The organism is Thermomonas flagellata (genome assembly GCF_022419185.1).
GTDB classification, from domain to species: Bacteria; Pseudomonadota; Gammaproteobacteria; order Xanthomonadales; family Xanthomonadaceae; genus Thermomonas; species Thermomonas flagellata.
Genome location: NZ_JAJOZK010000003.1, coordinates 156,676 through 173,089 on the forward strand (window position 1 = coordinate 156,676; position 16,414 = coordinate 173,089).

Here is a 16,414-nt window from a genome sequence, read left to right on the forward strand (position 1 = left end):
GCTCACAGCAGGACCACATCGAACTGCTCCTGCAGGTACTGCGGGTCGGGCTGGAACCTGATCGACTTGCCGAGGAATTCCTCCAGCTCCGCCACCGCGTTGGATTCCTCGTCGGTGATGCGCGCCACCACCTTGGGCGAGGCGATCACCAGCAGGCGCTCGGCCTCGAACTGGCGCACCGCGCGCACCACCTCGCGGAAGATCTCGTAGGTCACGGTCTCGGCGGTCTTCACCATGCCGCGCCCGCCGCACTCGTGGCAGGGCTCGCACAGCTGGCGCTGCAGCGAGTCCACCGTGCGCTTGCGGGTCATCTCCACCAGCCCCAGCGGCGAGAAGTCGTACACCGTGGTCTTGGCGTGATCCTTGGCCAGCGACTTCTCGAGCGTGCGCAGCACCTGCCGCCGGTGCTCGGCGTCGAGCATGTCGATGAAGTCGATGATGATGATCCCGCCGAGGTTGCGCAGGCGCAGCTGGCGCGCCACCGCCTGCGCCGCTTCGAGGTTGGTGCGGAACACGGTCTCCTCGAGGTTGCGCTGGCCGAGGAAGCTGCCGGTGTTCACGTCCACCGTGGTCATCGCCTCGGTCTGGTCGATCACCAGGTAGCCGCCGGACTTCAGCGGCACTTCCTTCTCCAGCGCGCGCTGGATCTCGTCCTCGACCCCGTACAGGTCGAAGATCGGGCGCGAGCCGGCGTAGTGCTCGATCTTCTCGGCCAGCCCCGGCATGTACTGCGCGGCGAACTGGCGCAGGCGCTCGCAGGTCTCGCGCGAATCCACCTTGACCTTGTCCACGTCGCGCCGGATCAGGTCGCGCACCGCGCGCAGCGGCAGGCTCAGGTCCTCGTAGATGCAGGTGCCGACCTTGGCCGCGGCGGCGGCCTGCTCGATCCGCTCCCACACCCGGCCGAGGTAGGCGATGTCCTCCGCCAGCGCTTCCTGCGGCTGGCCCTCGGCATTGGTGCGCACGATGTAGCCGTGGCCGCGCCCGGCCGGCGCCAGCGCGGCCATCAGCCCCTTCAGGCGGGCGCGCTCCGCGTCGTCCTCGATCCGCGCGGAGATGCCGACCACCCGCGTGCGCGGCAGCAGCACCAGGTAGCGCGAGGGGATGCTGAGCTGGGTGGTCAGGCGCGCGCCCTTGCTACCGATCGGGTCCTTGACCACCTGCACCACGATCTCGGCGCCGTCGCGCAGGACCTCGCCGATCGGCACCTGCACCTGCGGCGCCGGCGCGCCGGACTCCTCGCCCGGCTCCAGCGGGGCGTTGCGGAAGATGTCGTTGACGTGCAGGAAGGCAGCGCGGTCGAGGCCGATGTCGACGAACGCGGCCTGCATGCCCGGCATCACCCGCTGCACCTTGCCCTTGTAGATGTTGCCGACCACCCCGCGCTGGCTGCCGCGCTCGATGTGCAGCTCCTGCAGCATGCCGTTCTCGACCACCGCGACCCGGGTCTCGCGCGGGGTCACGTTGACCAGCAGCTCCTCGCTCATGGGTCGATCCCGAACTGGCGCAGCAGCTGGCGGGTCTCGTACAGCGGCAGGCCCATCACCCCGCTGTGGCTGCCGGCCAGGTGCGCGACGTGGGCCTCGAAGCGGCCCTGGATCGCGTAGGCGCCGGCCTTGCCCTGCCATTCGCCACAGGCCAGGTAGCGCGCGATCGCGGCCTCATCCAGCGCCTCCACCGTGACCTGCGAGCGCGACACCGCCTGCGCCTCGCGCCCGGCGGCGACCACCGACACCGCCGTGGCCACCTCGTGGGTGCGCCCCGACAGCCGGCGCAGCATGTCCGCGGCGGCGGCGGCGTCCGCCGGTTTGCCGAACACGTCGTCGTCGAGGATGACCTCGGTATCGGCCGCGAGCACCACCGCGCCCGGCACCGCCACCACCCGCAGCAGGCCCGCGCCGGCCTTCTCGCGCGCGACCCGGCACACGTAGTCCAGCGCCGGCTCGCCCGGGGCGCGCCGCTCCGGCAGGTCGAGGTCGAGCACGCCGAAGTCCAGCCCCAGGCGGGCCAGCAGGTCGGCGCGGCGGGGCGAGCGCGAGGCTAGATGCAGCATGCCCGGCAGTCTAACCCGAGCCCCGCGCCGGCCCGGCGGCAGCGGCCCGCGCAGCGGGCGCCGGCTCATCACGCATTCACCGCCGGCGCGCGTTCACCTGCGGGCAACCCGGCGCCGGCGATGCTCGCTCGCGCCATCCCACTGGAGCCTCGCATGCCCGCCGTCCGCGCCGTCCTGCCGGTCCTTGCCCTCGCCCTCGCCCTCGGAGTCCCCATGCACGCCGGAGCCCAGTCGACCACGCCGCCTACCCCGCAGGTCCCCGCCGACGCCACCCTGCTGTCGGTGGCGACCACCGCCGAGACCACCCGCGTGCCGGACGTGGCGCGGATCTCCACCGGGGTAGTGACCCAGGCCGGCGACGCCAATGCGGCCATGCGCGAGAACGCGACCCAGATGGACCGGGTGATGGCGGCGCTGCGCAGCGCCGGGATCGCCGCGCGCGACATCCAGACCAGCGGGATCAGCCTGAACCCGCAGTACCGCTACGTGGAGAACCAGCCGCCGGCGATCGTCGGCTACCAGGCCAGCAACACCGTCAGCGTCAAGGTGCGCGAGCTGGCCCGCCTGGGCAAGGTGCTGGATGCGCTGGCCGCCGCCGGCGCCAACCAGATCAGCGGTCCCAGCTTCGAGGTCGACCAGCCGGAGGCCGCCTACGCCGAGGCGCGCGTGCTGGCCCTGCGCAAGGCGCAGGCGCAGGCGCAGACCTATGCCGAGGCGCTGGGCCTGAAGGTGCGGCGGGTGATCAGCATCAACGAGGGCGGCCCGCGCCTGCCGACGCCGATGCCGGTGCTGCGCGCGGCCGCCGCGCCGATGGCGATGATGGAGAAGGACACCGCGGTGTCGCCGGGCGAGGCCAGCCTCGGCGTCGGCATCGAGGTGGTGTTCGAGCTGGGCCGCTGAGCCGCCCTACCCGGGCGCGCGCCCAGGGCCGCGCTCAGGCGCGGTGGTAGGGATGGCCGGCCAGCAGCGCCGCCGCGCGGTAGAGCTGCTCGGCCACCAGCAGGCGCACCAGCATGTGCGGCAGCGTCAGCGGGCCGAGCGACCAGGCCTCGTCGGCGCGCGCCAGCACCTCGGGGGCATGCCCTTCCGGGCCGCCGATCAGCAGGGCGAGATCGCGCCCCTGCCCACGCCAGTGCGCCAGGCGCTGGGCCAGCTGCTCGGAGCTGTGCATGCGGCCGCGTCCGTCCAGCGCGACCACCTGCGCCTGCCTCGGCAGCGCCGCCAGCACCCGCGCGCCCTCGTCCGCGATCGCGCGCGCGGTGTCGCGGCCCTTGCCGCGGCTGCCGGGCGCGACCTCCACCAGCTCCAGCGGCAGCCAGTGCGACAGCCGCTTCTGGTATTCGGCAAACCCCTGCGCGACCCAGCCGGGCGCGCGCTCGCCGACCGCGACCAGGCGGGCTTTCATCGCGGCAGGACCGGGGCGTGAGGCAGGGGGCGCGCAGCCGTGTGCGCGCGCACGCCCCGGCGCGGCCGGCTCATCCCGGCAGGCCCGGCTCCGGCGGCTGGTCGCCGACCGTCCACAGCCGCTCCAGCGCATAGAACTCGCGCACCCGCGGCAGCATCACGTGGACCACCACGTCGCCGAGGTCGACCAGCACCCACTCCGCCTCGCGCTCGCCCTCGACCCCGAGCGGCACCACGTCCAGCCGCTTGGCGAACTTCACCACCTCGTCGGCGATCGCCTTGACGTGGCGGGTGGAGGTACCGGAGGCGATCACCATGAAGTCGCACACGCTGCTCTTGCCGCGCACGTCGATCTCGACCACGTCCTTCGCCTTGAGCTCCTCGACCGCCGCGTGCACGGTCTTCAGCAGGACGTCCGCGGACGGCGGCGGGTGCGGCAGGCGGGTCTTGATGACGTGGGCGGGCGTGGTCAAGGGCGTCGGGCTCTCAGGCGTCGGTGGACTCGGGCGGCAGTATAGCCCCCGGCTCGCGGTACAGCCGGTGGCGTTCGATGTAGGCGGCGACCGCCGGCGGCACCCAGTCCTGCCAGGGGTCGCCGCTGCGGATGCGGCGGCGCAGCTCGGTGGAGGACTCCGGGCGCGGCAGCGCCAGCGGCAGCAGAGCGAAGCCGCCGGAGGCGCTCTCGTGCAGGGCCGAGGGCGGCAGCCAGCGCTGGTCGAGTTCGGCCAGCACCGCAGGGGCGCTGGCGCGCAGCATGGCCGCGTCGATCGGGGCGCCGGGGCGCTGCACCGCGACCACGTGCGCCAGCTCGAACAGGTCCTGCCAGCGGTGCCAGGTATGCAGCTGCAGCAGGGCGTCGCTGCCGACCAGCCAGGCGATCGGCAAGGCCTCGCCCAGTTCGGCGCGCAGCTCGGCCAGGGTGTCCACGGTGTACGAGGGCCCCGGCCGCGCCAGTTCGCGGCGGTCGAGGTGCAGGCCCGGCTCGCCGGCCAGCGCCAGTTCGAGCATGGCCACCCGCTGGGCGGCGTCGGCGCGGGTCTCCGGCTTGTGCGGCGGGTCGTGCGCGGGCACCAGCCACACCTGCGCGTGCAGCACGTCGCGCGCCGCGCGCGCGATCGCCAGGTGCCCGGCATGCACCGGGTCGAACGTCCCGCCGAAGCAGACCCGCAGCATGCGCCGTCTACGCCGCCAGCAGCGGCAGCGCCGCCGGATCGGCCACCGCCAGCAGCAGCCGTTCCAGTTGCAGCCAGGCGTCCATGCTCTCCTCGCCGGGCCGGGCGCGGCCCTTGGCGATCCGGTCCACCCGCGCCGCCTCGCGCAGGAAGCGCTCCCACTGCGCGCGCGGATGGCGCGCGAGGGCGCGCTTGCAGGCCGCCTGCTTGGCCTCCCACAGCCGCTGCGCGCGGCACTCGGCGGCGAAGTCGCGCGCCGCCGCCAGGGTGGCGAGCAGCTGCAGCTCGCGCACCACCATGCCCAGCAGGGCCGGCACCGCCTCGCCCTCGGCGCGCAGCCCGGCGAGGATGCGCGCGACCTGCGCCGGCCGCCCGGCCAGCGCTGCATCCATCAGGCGGAACACGTCGTAGCGCGCGCTGTCGGCGACCAGCGCCTGCATCCGCGCCGCGTCCAGCACCGCGGCGCCGGGGCCGCCGGCCAGCAGCGCCAGCTTGTCGATCTCCTGCGCCGCCGCCAGCAGGTTGCCCTCGACCCGCTGCGCCAGCTGCGCCAGCGCCTCCGGCGCTGCGCGCAGGCCGTGCCGGCGCAGGCGGCGCTCGAGCCAGGCCTCCAACTCGTGCGGCTTGACCGGCCAGGCGATCGCCACGTGCCCGGCGCGCGCGATCGCCTCGCTCCACTTGCCGGCATGCTGGCGCGACCAATCGCCGGCGACCACCAGCAGCACCACGTCCGGCGGCGGCGCCGCGCAGTAGGCGGCGATCACCTTGGCGCCCTCGTTGCCGGGCTTGCCGGTCGGCAGGCGCACCTCGAGCAGGCGGCGCGCGGCGAACAGGCCGGGCGCCTGCAGCGCGGCCTGCAGCGCGGCCCAGCCGGCATCGCGGCCGTCGATGTCGAACACCTCGCGCTCGCCGACGCCCTGCGCGCGCGCGGCGGCGCGCACCGCGTCCGCGGCTTCCTGCACCAGCAGCGGCTCGCTGCCGGCGACCAGGTAGGCCGGCCGCAGCGGCTCGGCCGCAAGCTGGGCGGGCAGGCGCTCGGCGCTCAGCTCCATGCCGGCCTCAGCGGGCCGCGGCCGGCTCGGCGCTGGCGGCGGCATCCACCCGGCGCAGGATGGCGGCGGCCATCTCGCGCCGCAGCTCGCGCACCAGGAGTTCGCGCTCGCTGGCCTTGCCGATCGAGTCCACCGCCGGGGCCAGGTAGTCGCGCGACAGCTCGACCGCCTGCTGCGGCACCGCCATGCTGCCGTCCGCGCGCTGCATGCTGAAGATCACCGCGTAGCGCAGCGAGAACTCCTGCGCGCGCCCGAACTGGTCGTAGCTGATCGGGGTGTCGGCCCACTGCTCGGACAGGATGCGCAGGGTCGCCACCCCGCCGGTCGCCCCTTCCGGCGCCGGCTGCGCGCCTGCGCGCCGCAGCCCGGTGGCGAGGCGGTCGGCCAGTTCGCTGTACGGGTCGGTCGCGACCACCCGCACCGGGCCGAGGTTCTGCGGCAGGTTGAGCGCGTTGCGCAGGTGGAAGCCGCAGCCGGACAGCAGCGCGGCGCAGAGCGCGAGCAGGACGACGAGGCGACGGGTCATGCGCGCAGTCTACGCGATCGCGCTCACTCGGCGGTCACGATGTTGACGATCTTGCCCGGCACGACCACCACCCGCCGGATCTGCCGGCCCTCGACGTAGGGGCGTACGTTCGGCTCGGCCAGCGCGGCCGCCTCGATCGCCTCGCGCGCCGCATCCACCGCCACGTCCAGCGTCGCGCGCAGGCGCCCGTTCACCTGCACCGCGAGGGTGACGGTGTCGCGCACCAGCGCCGCCGGGTCCGGGGTCGGGAACGGCAGGTCCTCGAGCAGCGTCTCCGGATGCCCGAGGACCTGCCAGAGCGCGTGGCAGATGTGCGGCGTCACCGGATTGAGCATCAGCACGAGTGCGCACAGCGCCTCGTGGCGCACCGCGCGCCCCTGGCCGGAGGCATCCTCGAACTTGGCCAGCGCGTTCAGCAGCTCCATCAGCGCGGCGATCGCAGTGTTGAAGCTGTGGCGGCGGCCGTAATCGTCGCCGACCTTGGCGATGGTCTCGTGCAGCTGCCGGCGCAGCGCCTTCTGCGCGGCATCCAGCGCGCCCGGGTCGAGCGCCGGCGGCGCCGGCTGCGCGGCGTGCGCGTGCACGTCGCGCCACAGCCGGCGCAGGAAGCGCGCCATGCCCTCGACCCCGGCCTCGCTCCATTCCAGCGACTGCTCAGGCGGCGCGGCGAACATCGAGAACAGGCGCACGGTGTCGGCGCCGTACCGGTCCACCAGCACCTGCGGATCGACGCCATTGTTCTTCGACTTGGACATCTTCTCAGTGCCGCCGCGGATCACCGGGCGGCCGTCGGCCTTCAGCACCGGGGTCAGCACCGGCGGCGGCACCGGCACCGGGTCGGGCAGCGACAGCGGCGGCGGCTCCGGCTGCCACATCCGCCACTCCACGTCGGCCGGGTTGATCCAGTCCTTCTGGCCGTCCGGCGTCTCGCGGTAGAAGGTGTCGGCGACCACCATGCCCTGGGTGAGCAGGCGGGTCGCCGGCTCGTCGCAGTGCACCAGCCCGGCGTCGCGCAGCAGCTTGTGGTAGAAGCGGAAGTACATCAGGTGCAGGATCGCGTGCTCGATCCCGCCGATGTACTGGTCCACCGGCAGCCAGTAGTCGGCGCGCGCGTCCACCATCTCGACGGCGCCCGGCGAGGTGTAGCGCGCGTAGTACCAACTCGACTCCATGAAGGTGTCGAAGGTGTCGGTCTCGCGCTCGGCCGGGCCGCCGCACTGCGGGCAGGTGGTCTTGCGCCACGCGGGGTCGGACTTGATCGGCGAGTGCACGTCGCCGGCGGCGAAGGCGTCGGCCACGTCCTCCGGCAGCACCACCGGCAGCTGGTCCTCCGGCACCGGCACCGCGCCGCAGGCCGGGCAGTGGATGACCGGGATCGGACAACCCCAGTAGCGCTGGCGGCTCACCCCCCAGTCGCGCAGGCGGAAGTTCACCCGCCGGCAGCCGATGCCCTCGGCCTCCACCTTCGCGGCCAGCGCGTCGAACGCGGCCTGGAAATCCATGCCGTTGAGCTCGCCGGAATTGATCAGCCAGCCGCGCTCGGTGTGCGCCCCCTCCTGCTCGATCCGGCGCAGGTATTCGCGCACCACCGCGACCGCGGCATCCACCTCGACCACGTCGACCGCGCGGTGCTCGCCCAGCGCCACCGCCATCGGATCGTCGTGTCCGCGCACGTGCGCGGCGATCTCCTCCAGCGCGTCGCGGGTGGCCGCGTCCACCACCACCGGCCGGATCGGCAGGCCGTAGGCCTGGGCGAACTCCCAGTCGCGCTGGTCGTGCGCCGGCACCGCCATCACTGCGCCGGTGCCGTAGCCCATCAGCACGAAGTTGGCGACGTAGATCGGCAGGTCCTCGCCGGTCAGCGGGTGCCGGGCCCACAGGCCGGTGGCCATGCCGCGCTTCTCTTGGGTTTCGAGCTCGGCCTCGGACACCCCGCCCTTGCGCAGCTCGGCCAGGAACGCGGCCAGCTCGGGGTTGTTTGCAGCCGCCTTCAGCGCCAGCGGATGCTCGCCGGCGATGCTCAGGAAGGTCACGCCCATCAGGGTGTCGGGGCGGGTGGTGAACACCGTCAGCGGTTCCTCCTCGCCGTCCACCCGGAACTGGATCTCCAGCCCCTCGCTGCGGCCGATCCAGTTGCGCTGCATGGTCTTGACCGACTCCGGCCAGCCCTCCAGGCGGTCCAGGTCGTCCAGCAGTTCCTGCGCGTAGTCGGTGATGCGCAGGAACCACTGCGGGATCTCGCGCTTCTCCACCAGCGCGCCGGTGCGCCAGCCGCGGCCGTCGATCACCTGCTCGTTGGCGAGCACGGTCTGGTCCACCGGATCCCAGTTCACCACCGCGTTCTTGCGATAGGCGATGCCCTGCTTCAGCAGGCGCACGAACATGCGCTGCTCGTGCACGTAGTACTCCGGCTTGCAGGTGGCGAACTCGCGGCTCCAGTCAATCGCGTAGCCGAGCGCCTTCAGCTGGGCGCGCATGTGCGCGATGTTGGCGTAGGTCCACTTGGCCGGCGCGGTCTTGTGCTTGATCGCGGCGTTCTCGGCCGGCAGGCCGAATGCGTCCCAGCCCATCGGCTGCAGCACGTTGTGGCCGGTCATGCGCTTGTAGCGGCTGATCACGTCGCCGATCGTGTAGTTGCGGACGTGGCCCACGTGCAGCGCGCCGGACGGGTACGGCAGCATCGACAGGCAGTAGTACTTGGGCCTGTCGCCGCCCTCGCGCACCTCGAACGCGCGGGTGCGGTCCCAGTACGACTGGGCGGCGGATTCGACCTGGCGGGGCTGGTAGCTGGCGGGTTCGGCGCTCACGGCGAAGGCAGGCGGCAACGGGGCGCACAGCCTAACCCACGCTGCCGGCCAGCGTCATCGCAGCACCGATCATGGCACCAATCGTGGCACCATCCGCACACCCTCGGGGAGCCTTCCGCCATGCGCCTTGCCTGCCTGTGCGCCGCCCTGCTGGCGGCCGCCCTGCCTGCCTCCGCCCTCGCGTCCGCCGCTGCGTCCGCCGCCGCGGCCGATGCCTCCGCCGATGCCGCGCCGCCGACCGTGCTGCACTGCGCGCGCCTGTTCGACGCGCGCGCCGGGCGCGTGCTCGGTCCGCACACCATCGCGATCGCCGGCGCAAGGATCGCCGCGGTCACGCCCGGACGGGCGCCCGCGCCGGCGGGCGCGCGCGTGCTCGACCTCGGCGACCGCACCTGCCTGCCCGGCTGGACCGACCTGCACGTGCACCTCGGCAGCCAGTCCAGCCCGCGCAGCTACGAGGAGGGCTTCCGCCTCGACGACGTGGACTTCGCCCTGCGCGGGGTCGGCTATGCGCGCAAGACCCTGCTGGCCGGCTTCACCAGCGTGCGCGACCTCGGCGGCGAGGTCGCACTGCACCTGCGCGACGCAATCAACCAGGGCCTGATCGACGGCCCGCGGATCTGGGCCGCCGGCAAGTCGATCGCGACCACCGGCGGGCACGCCGATCCGACCAACGGCTACAACAGCGCACTGGCGCACCTGGTCGGCCCGCCGGGGCCGACCGAGGGCGTGATCAACTCGGTCGACGACGCCCGCCAGGCCGTGCGCCAGCGCTACAAGGACGGCAGCGACGTGATCAAGATCACCGCCACCGGCGGGGTGCTGAGCTACGCCAAGTCCGCCGACGCGCCGCAGTTCACCGTGGAGGAGGCGCGCGCGATCGTCGACACCGCGCGCGACTACGGCTACCGGGTGGCGGCGCACGCGCACGGCGAGGAAGGCATGTACCGCGCGGTCCTGGCCGGGGTCACCAGCATCGAGCACGGCACCTACATGAGCCCGCGGGTGATGGCGCTGATGAAGCAGCGCGGCACCTGGTACGTGCCGACGCTGAGCGCCGGGCGCTTCGTGGCGGACAAGGCCAAGGTCGAAGGCTATTTCCCGGAGGTGGTGCGGCCGAAGGCGGCGCGGATCGGGGCGCTGATCCAGGACACCGCCGGCCGGGCCTACCGCAACGGGGTCAAGATCGCGTTCGGCACCGATGCCGGCGTCGGCCCGCACGGCGACAACGCGCGCGAGTTCCTGTACATGGTCGAGGCCGGCATCCCCGCCGCCTACGCGCTGCAGGCCGCGACCGTGCACGCGGCCGAGGTGCTGGGGGTGGACGACCAGGGCGTGCTGGCCCCGGGCATGCGCGCGGACGTGATCGCGCTGCCGGGCGATCCGGTGGCCGACATCCGCAACGTGCTGGCGGTGGACTTCGTGATGAAGGACGGCCGGGTCTACCGGGAGCCGGCGCGATGAGCCTGGAATGGCTGGGCTACCTCGCCGCCACCTGCACCACCGTCGCGTTCGTGCCGCAGGCGGCCAAGACCCTGCGCAGCCGCGACACCTCCGGCATCTCGCTGTGGATGTACGTGGTGTTCACCTTCGGGGTGGCGTGCTGGTTCGGCTACGGGCTGTACCTGCACTCGTGGCCGATGATCGTCTCCAACGCGATCACCTTCGTGCTGGCGGCGAGCATCCTCGCGCTCAAACTGCGCTACGGCTGAGCGCGCGCCCGGCCAGCAGCCACCAGCCGAACCAGGCCAGGAAGGCCAGCCGCTGGGCCAGCCCGACCCAGGCCCCGATCGGCAGCAGCACTGCCAGCAGTGGCACCGCGGCGGCGAGCAGCAGCCCCGCCAGCGCCGGCGCGCGCGCCCTGCGCACCGCCCAGGCGAATGCGGCCGTGGCCGGCACGAATGCGATCCACCACAGCATCCACGCCAGCGCGTGCAGGCGGTTGGCCGGCGCATCCACGCTGCGCATGTCCAGTGGCAGCAGCCCCTGCGCGGCGAACGCCAGGGCCGACAGCAGCGCCAGTGCCAGCGCCAGCCGCAGCGCCCAGCCCGGATGCCCCTGCCGCGCGCGCCAGCGCAGCGCCTGCAGCGCCAGCAGCCCCCCCGGCAGCAGGAACGCGCCGGCATTGAAGGCCCATGCCGCCGGCAGCCCCCTCGCGCCGCGCAGGGCCAGCGGATGCAGGCGGTGGGAATACTCCGGCACGCCGAGGCCGGCCGCCGCCAGCGCGGCCACGAACACGGCCACGGCCAGCCAGGGCAGGGCAAGCTTGAATGTGCGTCGCATGCCCCCATGCTAGCGCCCATCCCCGCTGCTTCCCCGCCGCCCATGACCGACGCCGCCAAGCCCCACGTGTTCGACGCCACCGCCGCCACCTTCGAGGAGGCGGTCATCCGCAAGTCGCAGCAGGTCCCGGTGCTGGTGGACTTCTGGGCCACCTGGTGCGGTCCCTGCCGCACCCTCGGGCCGATCCTGGAGAAGCTGGCCGCCGACTACCACGGCGCCTTCGTGCTGGCCAAGGTGGACGTGGACAAGGAACAGGAGCTGGCCGCCGCGTTCCAGATCCGCTCGGTGCCGACCGTGATGCTGCTCAAGGACGGCCAGCTGGTGGATGGCTTCCCGGGCGCGCTGCCGGAAGGCCAGCTGCGCGAGTTCCTCAAGCACCACGGCATCGAGCCGGCCGCCGCCGAGGCCGCGCCGGAGCCGCCGGTGGCGCGCGATCCGCACGCCGAGGTGATGCGCCTGCGCAAGGCGATCGAGGCCGCCCCGGACGACGCCGGGCTCAAGCTCGACCTGGCCCTGGCCCTGCTGCAGACCGGCGCCGCGGCCGAGGCCGAGCAGCTGCTGGACGCGCTGCCGGCCAACCTCGCCACCGACGAGCGCGCGCTGAAGGCGCGGGCGCGCCTGGGCTTCGCCGCGCTGCTGAAGGACGCGCCGCCGGCGGCGACCCTGGAGGCGGCGATCGCCGCCGACCCCGGCGACCTGCGCGCGCGCCACCTGCTCGGCGTGCGCCGGCTGGTCGAGGGCGATGCCGAGGCCGGCCTCGCGCAGTTCCTGGAGATGCTGCGGCGCGACCGCGCCTACGGCGACGGGCTGGCGCGCAAGTCGCTGCTGGATGCGTTCCGGATCGTGGACGACGAAGACGTGGTCGGCCGCGCCCGCCGCCAGATGTCCGCGCTGCTGCTGGTCTGACCCGCCGCCGGCGGGCGGACCGCGGTCGCAGTTCCGCGCGCGCCCGGCTGCACGCGCCGGCGGGGCCGGCGTATGCTCCGGCCGTCCTGGCTTCCGACGCCGCCGCACCGCATGTCCGCCCCCGATCCTGCCGGTTTCCCCGAGGTCGAAGGCTACCGCCTGCTGCGGGTGATCGGCGCCGGCGGCATGTCCACCGTGTACCTGGCCGAGCAGTTGGCGCTCGGGCGCAAGGTCGCGCTCAAGGTGATGCTGCCGGAGGTGCTGGCCGACGAGGTCAGCCGCGCGCGCTTCGAGCACGAGGCGCGCACGATCGCGCGCCTGCAGCACCCGCACATCGTCGGCATCTTCGAGGTCGGGCGCACCGCCGACGGGCTGCCGTTCTACGCCATGCCCTACCTGCCGCGCGGGCACCTCGGCCAGCGCGACCTGCGCGGCGACCAGCCGAAGGTGGCCGCGATCCTGCGCGCCCTGCTCGACGCGCTCGACCATGCCCACGTGCACAACGTGGTGCACCGCGACGTCAAGGCCGAAAACGTGCTGTTCGACGAGGCCGACCGCCCGCTGCTGGCGGACTTCGGGATCGCGCTGCGGCGCGGCACCAATCCGCGCCTGACCACCGCCGGACTGGCGGTCGGCAGCACCGCCTACATGCCGCCGGAACAGGCGCGCGGGCAGCCGGTGGACCGCCGCGCCGACCTCTACAGCCTCGGCGTGCTGGCCTGGGAGATGCTGACCGGGCGCCTGCCCTACCAGGCCGGGGACGCGCTGGCGATGGCGCTCAAGCACGTGCAGGAGCCGGTGCCGCGGCTGCCGCCCCCGCTGCGCCACTGGCAGGACTTCTTCGACGCGGCGCTGGCCAAGCAGCCGCAGGACCGCCCGCCCAGCGCGCGCGCGATGCGCGAACAGCTGGACGCCCTCGCGCAGCGCGCCGGGCCCCGCTTCACCCCGGTGCCGCTGCCACCGCCTGCGGCCGAGGCCACCAGCGCGGCCCCGCGCTGGCGGCGACGCGCACCGTGGCTGGCCCTCGCCGCGGCGGCCGTGCTCGCGCTCGGCTATGCCGGCTGGCGCATCGGGCCGGGGCGGACGCCCGCGGCGCCCTCGGCTCCCGCGCCGGCTCCCGCGCAGCCTGCCACCGCGCAGGCGCCGACGCTGCCGACGCCGACCGCGCCGCCCGGCGGCGCCGTGCTCGGGCTGGCGGATCCGCCGCCGCTCGGCGAGGGCGCCGCGTTCGTCGCCAATGCCGAGCAGCAGATCGCGCAGGGCCGCCTGCTGGCCCCTGCCAACGGCAATGCCTGGGACAGCTGGGACGCGGCCTGGCGGGTGGCCGCCACCCATCCGCAGGTGCAGGTGTTGACCGCGCGCCTGTTCGACGCCCTGGCCGCCGCCGCGACTGCCGCCCTGCGCGAGGGCGACCCCGCGCAGGCGCGCCCGCTGTTCGAGCGCGCGCGCCAGCTCGATGCCCGCCGCGGCGGTGACGGCAGCGCCCTGGCACTGCTGCGCCAGCGCCTGCGCGCCGCGTTCGACCAGCGCTGGCAGGCCACCGCCGCGCGCGATCCGGCCGCCGCCGCGCGCCTGCTGGCCGACAGCGCTTGGCTGATCGACGATGCCGCACAGCGGCGCGCGCTGCAGGCGAAATTGGCCGCACTGCCGGCCGTTGCGGCACCTGCGGCGGCCGCTGCTCCAGCGGCGCCCGCCGCCCCCCGCCCGGTCGATCTGGTCACCGTGACCCGCGCCGACTACGCCCGCTTCGCCGAGCAGACCGGGCGCGCGCCCGCGGACTGCGGCCGCGCCGGTCTGTTCGGCGGCCGCCGCACCTGGCAGAACGCCGGCGGCCGCCGCGCGCGCGAGGACGCGCCGGTCACCTGCGTGTCGGCCGCCGACGCGCTGGCCTATCTGGAGTGGCGCAACGCGCAGGGCAACGGCCGCTTCCGCCTGCCCAGCATGGGCGAACTGCGCAGCCAGCCGGACGCGGTGGCCTGGAGCACCCTGTGCGGCGACGCCGCCTGCAGCACCCGCATGGCCAGCGGCCGTCCGCAGCCGCTGGACGCCGCGCGCGGCCAGCCGGAAGTCGGCATCCGCCTGGTGCGGGTGCGCTGAACGCCTGCCGGCACGGCGCGCGGAGGCCGGCCGCACGGCCTACAATCCACGCATGGCTGCCTCCCCCACGCCTCCGCCCGCGCTCGGGCACCGCCTGCAGCGCCTGTTCCTGACCGGACTGCTGACCCTGCTGCCGCTATGGCTGACCTGGGTCGTGCTGCGCTTCGTGTTCACCCTGCTCGGCGATCTCAGCAAACCGGTCGTGAGCCCGGCCCTGCAGGGCCTGGCCGCCGCCAACCCGCGTGCGTTCGGCTGGCTGGTGCAGCCGTGGGTGCTCGGCGCGATCGCGCTGGTGGCGACCGTGCTGCTGATCCTGGCGGTCGGCTGGCTGACCCGGCGCGTGGTCGGCCAGCGCCTGCTCGGCTGGTTCGAGGCCCTGATCGCGCGCATCCCGCTCGCCAGCACCGTCTACGGCAGCGCGCGCAAGCTGCTGGACATCCTGCAGACCAAGCCGGACGGCACCCAGCGGGTGGTGCTGATCGACTTCCCGCATCCGGACATGAAGACCCTGGGCTTCGTCACCCGGGTGATCCGCGAGCAGGGCAGCGGGCGCGAGCTGGCGGCGGTGTACGTGCCGACCACGCCGAACCCGACCTCCGGCTACCTGGAGATCGTGCCGGTGGAGCAGCTGACCCCGACCGACTGGAACGTCGACCAGGCGATGAGCTTCATCATCAGCGGCGGCGCGGTCGCGCCGGACAGCATCCCGTTCGCGCCGCCGCGCCGCGACTGACCCGCGGCCGCCTCAGCCGCGGCGACCGCCGGTTTCCGGCCGACGGCTGCGGCCGTCCCCCCGCGGCGCCGGCTTCGCCCCGGCGTGCGCATGCGCGCTGCGCGGCTTGGCGTGCGGGCGGCGGTTGCGGCCCGGGCGCGGCGCGCGCGCCGCGTCGGCGAACGGCTTGGCGTCGGTGCGGATGGCGCGGCTGGGCTCGAAGCCCGGCACCACCTGTATCGTGATCTCGCGGCCCAGCAGCTTCTGGATCTGGCGCAGCAGCCCGGCTTCGTCCGGCGACACCAGCGAGATCGCCTCGCCGCGGGCGCCGTTGCGGCCGGTGCGGCCGATGCGGTGGACGTAGTCCTCGGCCACCATCGGCAGGTCGTGGTTGATCACCAGCGGCAGCTGCGGGATGTCCAGCCCGCGCGCGGCCACGTCGGTGGCGACCAGGATCCGGGTCTTGCCGCTCTTGAATTCCGACAGCGCCTTCTGGCGCGCGGCCTGGCTCTTGTTGCCGTGGATCGCCAGCGCCGGCAGCCCGGCCTTCTCCAGCTGCTCGGCCAGGCGGTTGCAGCCGTGCTTGGTCTTGCCGAACACCAGCACCTGCTCGGCGTGGCGGCGCGCCAGGATGTCGATCAGCAGCTCGCGCTTCCTCGCTGCGTCCACCGGATGCGCGTGGTGGGCGATGGTCTCGACCACGGTGTTCTGCGCGGCCACCTGCACCTGCTTGGGGTCCTGCATGAACTCCAGCGCCAGCGCCTTGATGCGCGGCTCGAAGGTGGCCGAGAACAGCAGCGTCTGCCGCTGCGCCGGCACGTGCTTCATCACCCGCTTGATCGAGGGCAAAAAGCCCATGTCCAGCATGCGGTCGGCCTCGTCCAGGACCAGCATGCGCACGTCGCCGAGCTTGCAGGTGCCGCGCTCGAGGTGGTCGATCAGGCGCCCGGGGCAGGCCACCAGCACGTCCACGCCGCGCCGGAACGCCTCCACCTGCGGCTGCATGCCCACCCCGCCGAACAGCGCGGTGACGTTGAGGCGCAGGTGCTTGGCGTAGGCGCGCAGGTTGTCGGTGATCTGCACCGCCAGCTCGCGGGTGGGGGTCAGCACCAGCACCCGCGGCCGGCGCAGGCCTTCGGGCTTGGGCAGCTCGGCCAGCATCTGCAGCAGCGGCAGGCCGAACGCGGCGGTCTTGCCGGTCCCGGTCTGGGCACCGCCCAGCACGTCGTGTCCGGCCAGCACCAGCGGGATCGCCTGGGCCTGGATCGGGGTCGGGGTGGCATAGCCCTGTTCGGCCAGCGCGCGCAGCAACGCAGGCGCTAGGCCGAGGGATTCGAACGTCATGCAAAGCTCCTTGGGGACGGTCACGCCAGGGGCGTGCGGGATCCGTGCGCTTCCCTGC

The 16,414-nt window shown here is 73.9% G+C and carries 16 protein-coding genes; 6 read left to right on the plus strand and 10 right to left on the minus strand.

Features of this window, described 5'->3' with window-relative positions; translation table 11 throughout:
- Positions 1 to 2 precede the first annotated feature (2 nt).
- Both rng and ML340_RS04265 read right to left on the minus strand, forming a co-directional pair.
- A complete protein-coding gene (rng, locus tag ML340_RS04260; protein WP_240096993.1) occupies positions 3 to 1,487 on the minus strand; it encodes a ribonuclease G in 1,485 nt (494 codons plus the stop codon).
- The gene (locus ML340_RS04265; RefSeq protein WP_240096995.1) at positions 1,484 to 2,053 is read right to left on the minus strand and encodes a Maf family nucleotide pyrophosphatase; all 570 of its coding nucleotides are present in this window, start codon (positions 2,051 to 2,053) and stop codon (positions 1,484 to 1,486) included. The genes rng and ML340_RS04265 overlap by 4 nt, the downstream gene beginning before the upstream one ends.
- A gap of 153 nt (positions 2,054 to 2,206) precedes the next feature.
- On the opposite strand from ML340_RS04265, the gene ML340_RS04270 reads away from it, so the two are divergent.
- On the plus strand, positions 2,207 to 2,953 hold the full coding sequence (locus ML340_RS04270) for an SIMPL domain-containing protein (protein WP_240096997.1): 747 nt from the start codon (positions 2,207 to 2,209) through the stop codon (positions 2,951 to 2,953).
- Between the two features lie 34 nt (positions 2,954 to 2,987).
- Here the strand turns inward: ML340_RS04270 and rlmH are convergent, their stop codons facing one another.
- From rlmH to leuS, 6 genes are all read right to left on the minus strand, one after another.
- On the minus strand, positions 2,988 to 3,458 hold the full coding sequence (rlmH, locus tag ML340_RS04275) for a 23S rRNA (pseudouridine(1915)-N(3))-methyltransferase RlmH (RefSeq protein WP_240096999.1): 471 nt from the start codon (positions 3,456 to 3,458) through the stop codon (positions 2,988 to 2,990).
- Positions 3,459 to 3,528: 70 nt separating this feature from the next.
- Entirely contained in the window at positions 3,529 to 3,930 is a 402-nt protein-coding gene (gene rsfS / locus ML340_RS04280; RefSeq protein ID WP_240097001.1) for a ribosome silencing factor, read from the minus strand.
- A gap of 13 nt (positions 3,931 to 3,943) precedes the next feature.
- The gene (gene nadD, locus ML340_RS04285; RefSeq protein WP_240097003.1) at positions 3,944 to 4,630 is read right to left on the minus strand and encodes a nicotinate-nucleotide adenylyltransferase; all 687 of its coding nucleotides are present in this window, start codon (positions 4,628 to 4,630) and stop codon (positions 3,944 to 3,946) included.
- A gap of 7 nt (positions 4,631 to 4,637) precedes the next feature.
- Positions 4,638 to 5,681, minus strand: a complete 1,044-nt coding sequence (gene holA / locus ML340_RS04290; protein ID WP_240097005.1) for a DNA polymerase III subunit delta — start codon at positions 5,679 to 5,681, stop codon at positions 4,638 to 4,640.
- A 7-nt stretch (positions 5,682 to 5,688) separates the two neighbouring features.
- Positions 5,689 to 6,207, minus strand: a complete 519-nt coding sequence (locus ML340_RS04295) for an LPS-assembly lipoprotein LptE (RefSeq protein ID WP_240097007.1) — start codon at positions 6,205 to 6,207, stop codon at positions 5,689 to 5,691.
- 23 nt (positions 6,208 to 6,230) lie between these two features.
- Entirely contained in the window at positions 6,231 to 9,014 is a 2,784-nt protein-coding gene (gene leuS, locus ML340_RS04300) for a leucine--tRNA ligase (protein WP_240097009.1), read from the minus strand.
- A 120-nt stretch (positions 9,015 to 9,134) separates the two neighbouring features.
- Here leuS and ML340_RS04305 point away from each other — a divergent pair, with 120 nt between their 5' ends.
- Together ML340_RS04305 and ML340_RS04310 are read left to right on the plus strand one after the other, a co-directional pair.
- A complete protein-coding gene (locus ML340_RS04305) occupies positions 9,135 to 10,478 on the plus strand; it encodes a metal-dependent hydrolase family protein (protein ID WP_240097011.1) in 1,344 nt (447 codons plus the stop codon).
- The gene (locus ML340_RS04310) at positions 10,475 to 10,726 is read left to right on the plus strand and encodes a SemiSWEET transporter (protein WP_240097013.1); all 252 of its coding nucleotides are present in this window, start codon (positions 10,475 to 10,477) and stop codon (positions 10,724 to 10,726) included. The genes ML340_RS04305 and ML340_RS04310 overlap by 4 nt, the downstream gene beginning before the upstream one ends.
- On the opposite strand, the gene ML340_RS04315 is transcribed toward ML340_RS04310, so the two are convergent.
- Entirely contained in the window at positions 10,707 to 11,297 is a 591-nt protein-coding gene (locus tag ML340_RS04315) for a DUF998 domain-containing protein (RefSeq protein ID WP_240097015.1), read from the minus strand. The two genes, ML340_RS04310 and ML340_RS04315, sit on opposite strands and share 20 nt — an antisense overlap.
- A gap of 42 nt (positions 11,298 to 11,339) precedes the next feature.
- On the opposite strand from ML340_RS04315, the gene trxA reads away from it, so the two are divergent.
- The 3 genes from trxA to ML340_RS04330 all read left to right on the plus strand — a co-directional run bounded on the left by trxA (position 11,340) and on the right by ML340_RS04330 (position 15,033).
- Complete coding sequence (gene trxA / locus ML340_RS04320) at positions 11,340 to 12,203, plus strand: thioredoxin (protein WP_240097017.1); 864 nt, start codon at positions 11,340 to 11,342, stop codon at positions 12,201 to 12,203.
- A 111-nt stretch (positions 12,204 to 12,314) separates the two neighbouring features.
- On the plus strand, positions 12,315 to 14,300 hold the full coding sequence (locus tag ML340_RS04325; protein WP_240097019.1) for a bifunctional serine/threonine-protein kinase/formylglycine-generating enzyme family protein: 1,986 nt from the start codon (positions 12,315 to 12,317) through the stop codon (positions 14,298 to 14,300).
- Between the two features lie 52 nt (positions 14,301 to 14,352).
- Complete coding sequence (locus ML340_RS04330; RefSeq protein ID WP_240097021.1) at positions 14,353 to 15,033, plus strand: DUF502 domain-containing protein; 681 nt, start codon at positions 14,353 to 14,355, stop codon at positions 15,031 to 15,033.
- 12 nt (positions 15,034 to 15,045) lie between these two features.
- On the opposite strand, the gene ML340_RS04335 is transcribed toward ML340_RS04330, so the two are convergent.
- Positions 15,046 to 16,356 (minus strand): DEAD/DEAH box helicase, encoded by a 1,311-nt coding sequence (locus ML340_RS04335; RefSeq protein WP_240097022.1) that lies wholly within the window; start codon positions 16,354 to 16,356, stop codon positions 15,046 to 15,048.
- Positions 16,357 to 16,414 lie beyond the last annotated feature (58 nt).

What these genes read in the sequence shown, in the direction of transcription:
- holA (WP_240097005.1), bottom strand. Translation starts at nt 5,681, where the DNA reads ATGGAGCTGAGCGCCGAGCGCCTGCCCGCCCAGCTTGCGGCCGAGCCG.
- rlmH (WP_240096999.1), bottom strand. Translation starts at nt 3,458, where the DNA reads ATGAAAGCCCGCCTGGTCGCGGTCGGCGAGCGCGCGCCCGGCTGGGTC.
- ML340_RS04330 (WP_240097021.1), top strand. Translation starts at nt 14,353, where the DNA reads ATGGCTGCCTCCCCCACGCCTCCGCCCGCGCTCGGGCACCGCCTGCAG.
- ML340_RS04295 (WP_240097007.1), bottom strand. Translation starts at nt 6,207, where the DNA reads ATGACCCGTCGCCTCGTCGTCCTGCTCGCGCTCTGCGCCGCGCTGCTG.
- ML340_RS04335 (WP_240097022.1), bottom strand. Translation starts at nt 16,356, where the DNA reads ATGACGTTCGAATCCCTCGGCCTAGCGCCTGCGTTGCTGCGCGCGCTG.
- ML340_RS04265 (WP_240096995.1), bottom strand. Translation starts at nt 2,053, where the DNA reads ATGCTGCATCTAGCCTCGCGCTCGCCCCGCCGCGCCGACCTGCTGGCC.
- nadD (WP_240097003.1), bottom strand. Translation starts at nt 4,630, where the DNA reads ATGCTGCGGGTCTGCTTCGGCGGGACGTTCGACCCGGTGCATGCCGGG.
- ML340_RS04305 (WP_240097011.1), top strand. Translation starts at nt 9,135, where the DNA reads ATGCGCCTTGCCTGCCTGTGCGCCGCCCTGCTGGCGGCCGCCCTGCCT.
- ML340_RS04310 (WP_240097013.1), top strand. Translation starts at nt 10,475, where the DNA reads ATGAGCCTGGAATGGCTGGGCTACCTCGCCGCCACCTGCACCACCGTC.
- ML340_RS04325 (WP_240097019.1), top strand. Translation starts at nt 12,315, where the DNA reads ATGTCCGCCCCCGATCCTGCCGGTTTCCCCGAGGTCGAAGGCTACCGC.
- rng (WP_240096993.1), bottom strand. Translation starts at nt 1,487, where the DNA reads ATGAGCGAGGAGCTGCTGGTCAACGTGACCCCGCGCGAGACCCGGGTC.
- ML340_RS04270 (WP_240096997.1), top strand. Translation starts at nt 2,207, where the DNA reads ATGCCCGCCGTCCGCGCCGTCCTGCCGGTCCTTGCCCTCGCCCTCGCC.
- trxA (WP_240097017.1), top strand. Translation starts at nt 11,340, where the DNA reads ATGACCGACGCCGCCAAGCCCCACGTGTTCGACGCCACCGCCGCCACC.
- ML340_RS04315 (WP_240097015.1), bottom strand. Translation starts at nt 11,297, where the DNA reads ATGCGACGCACATTCAAGCTTGCCCTGCCCTGGCTGGCCGTGGCCGTG.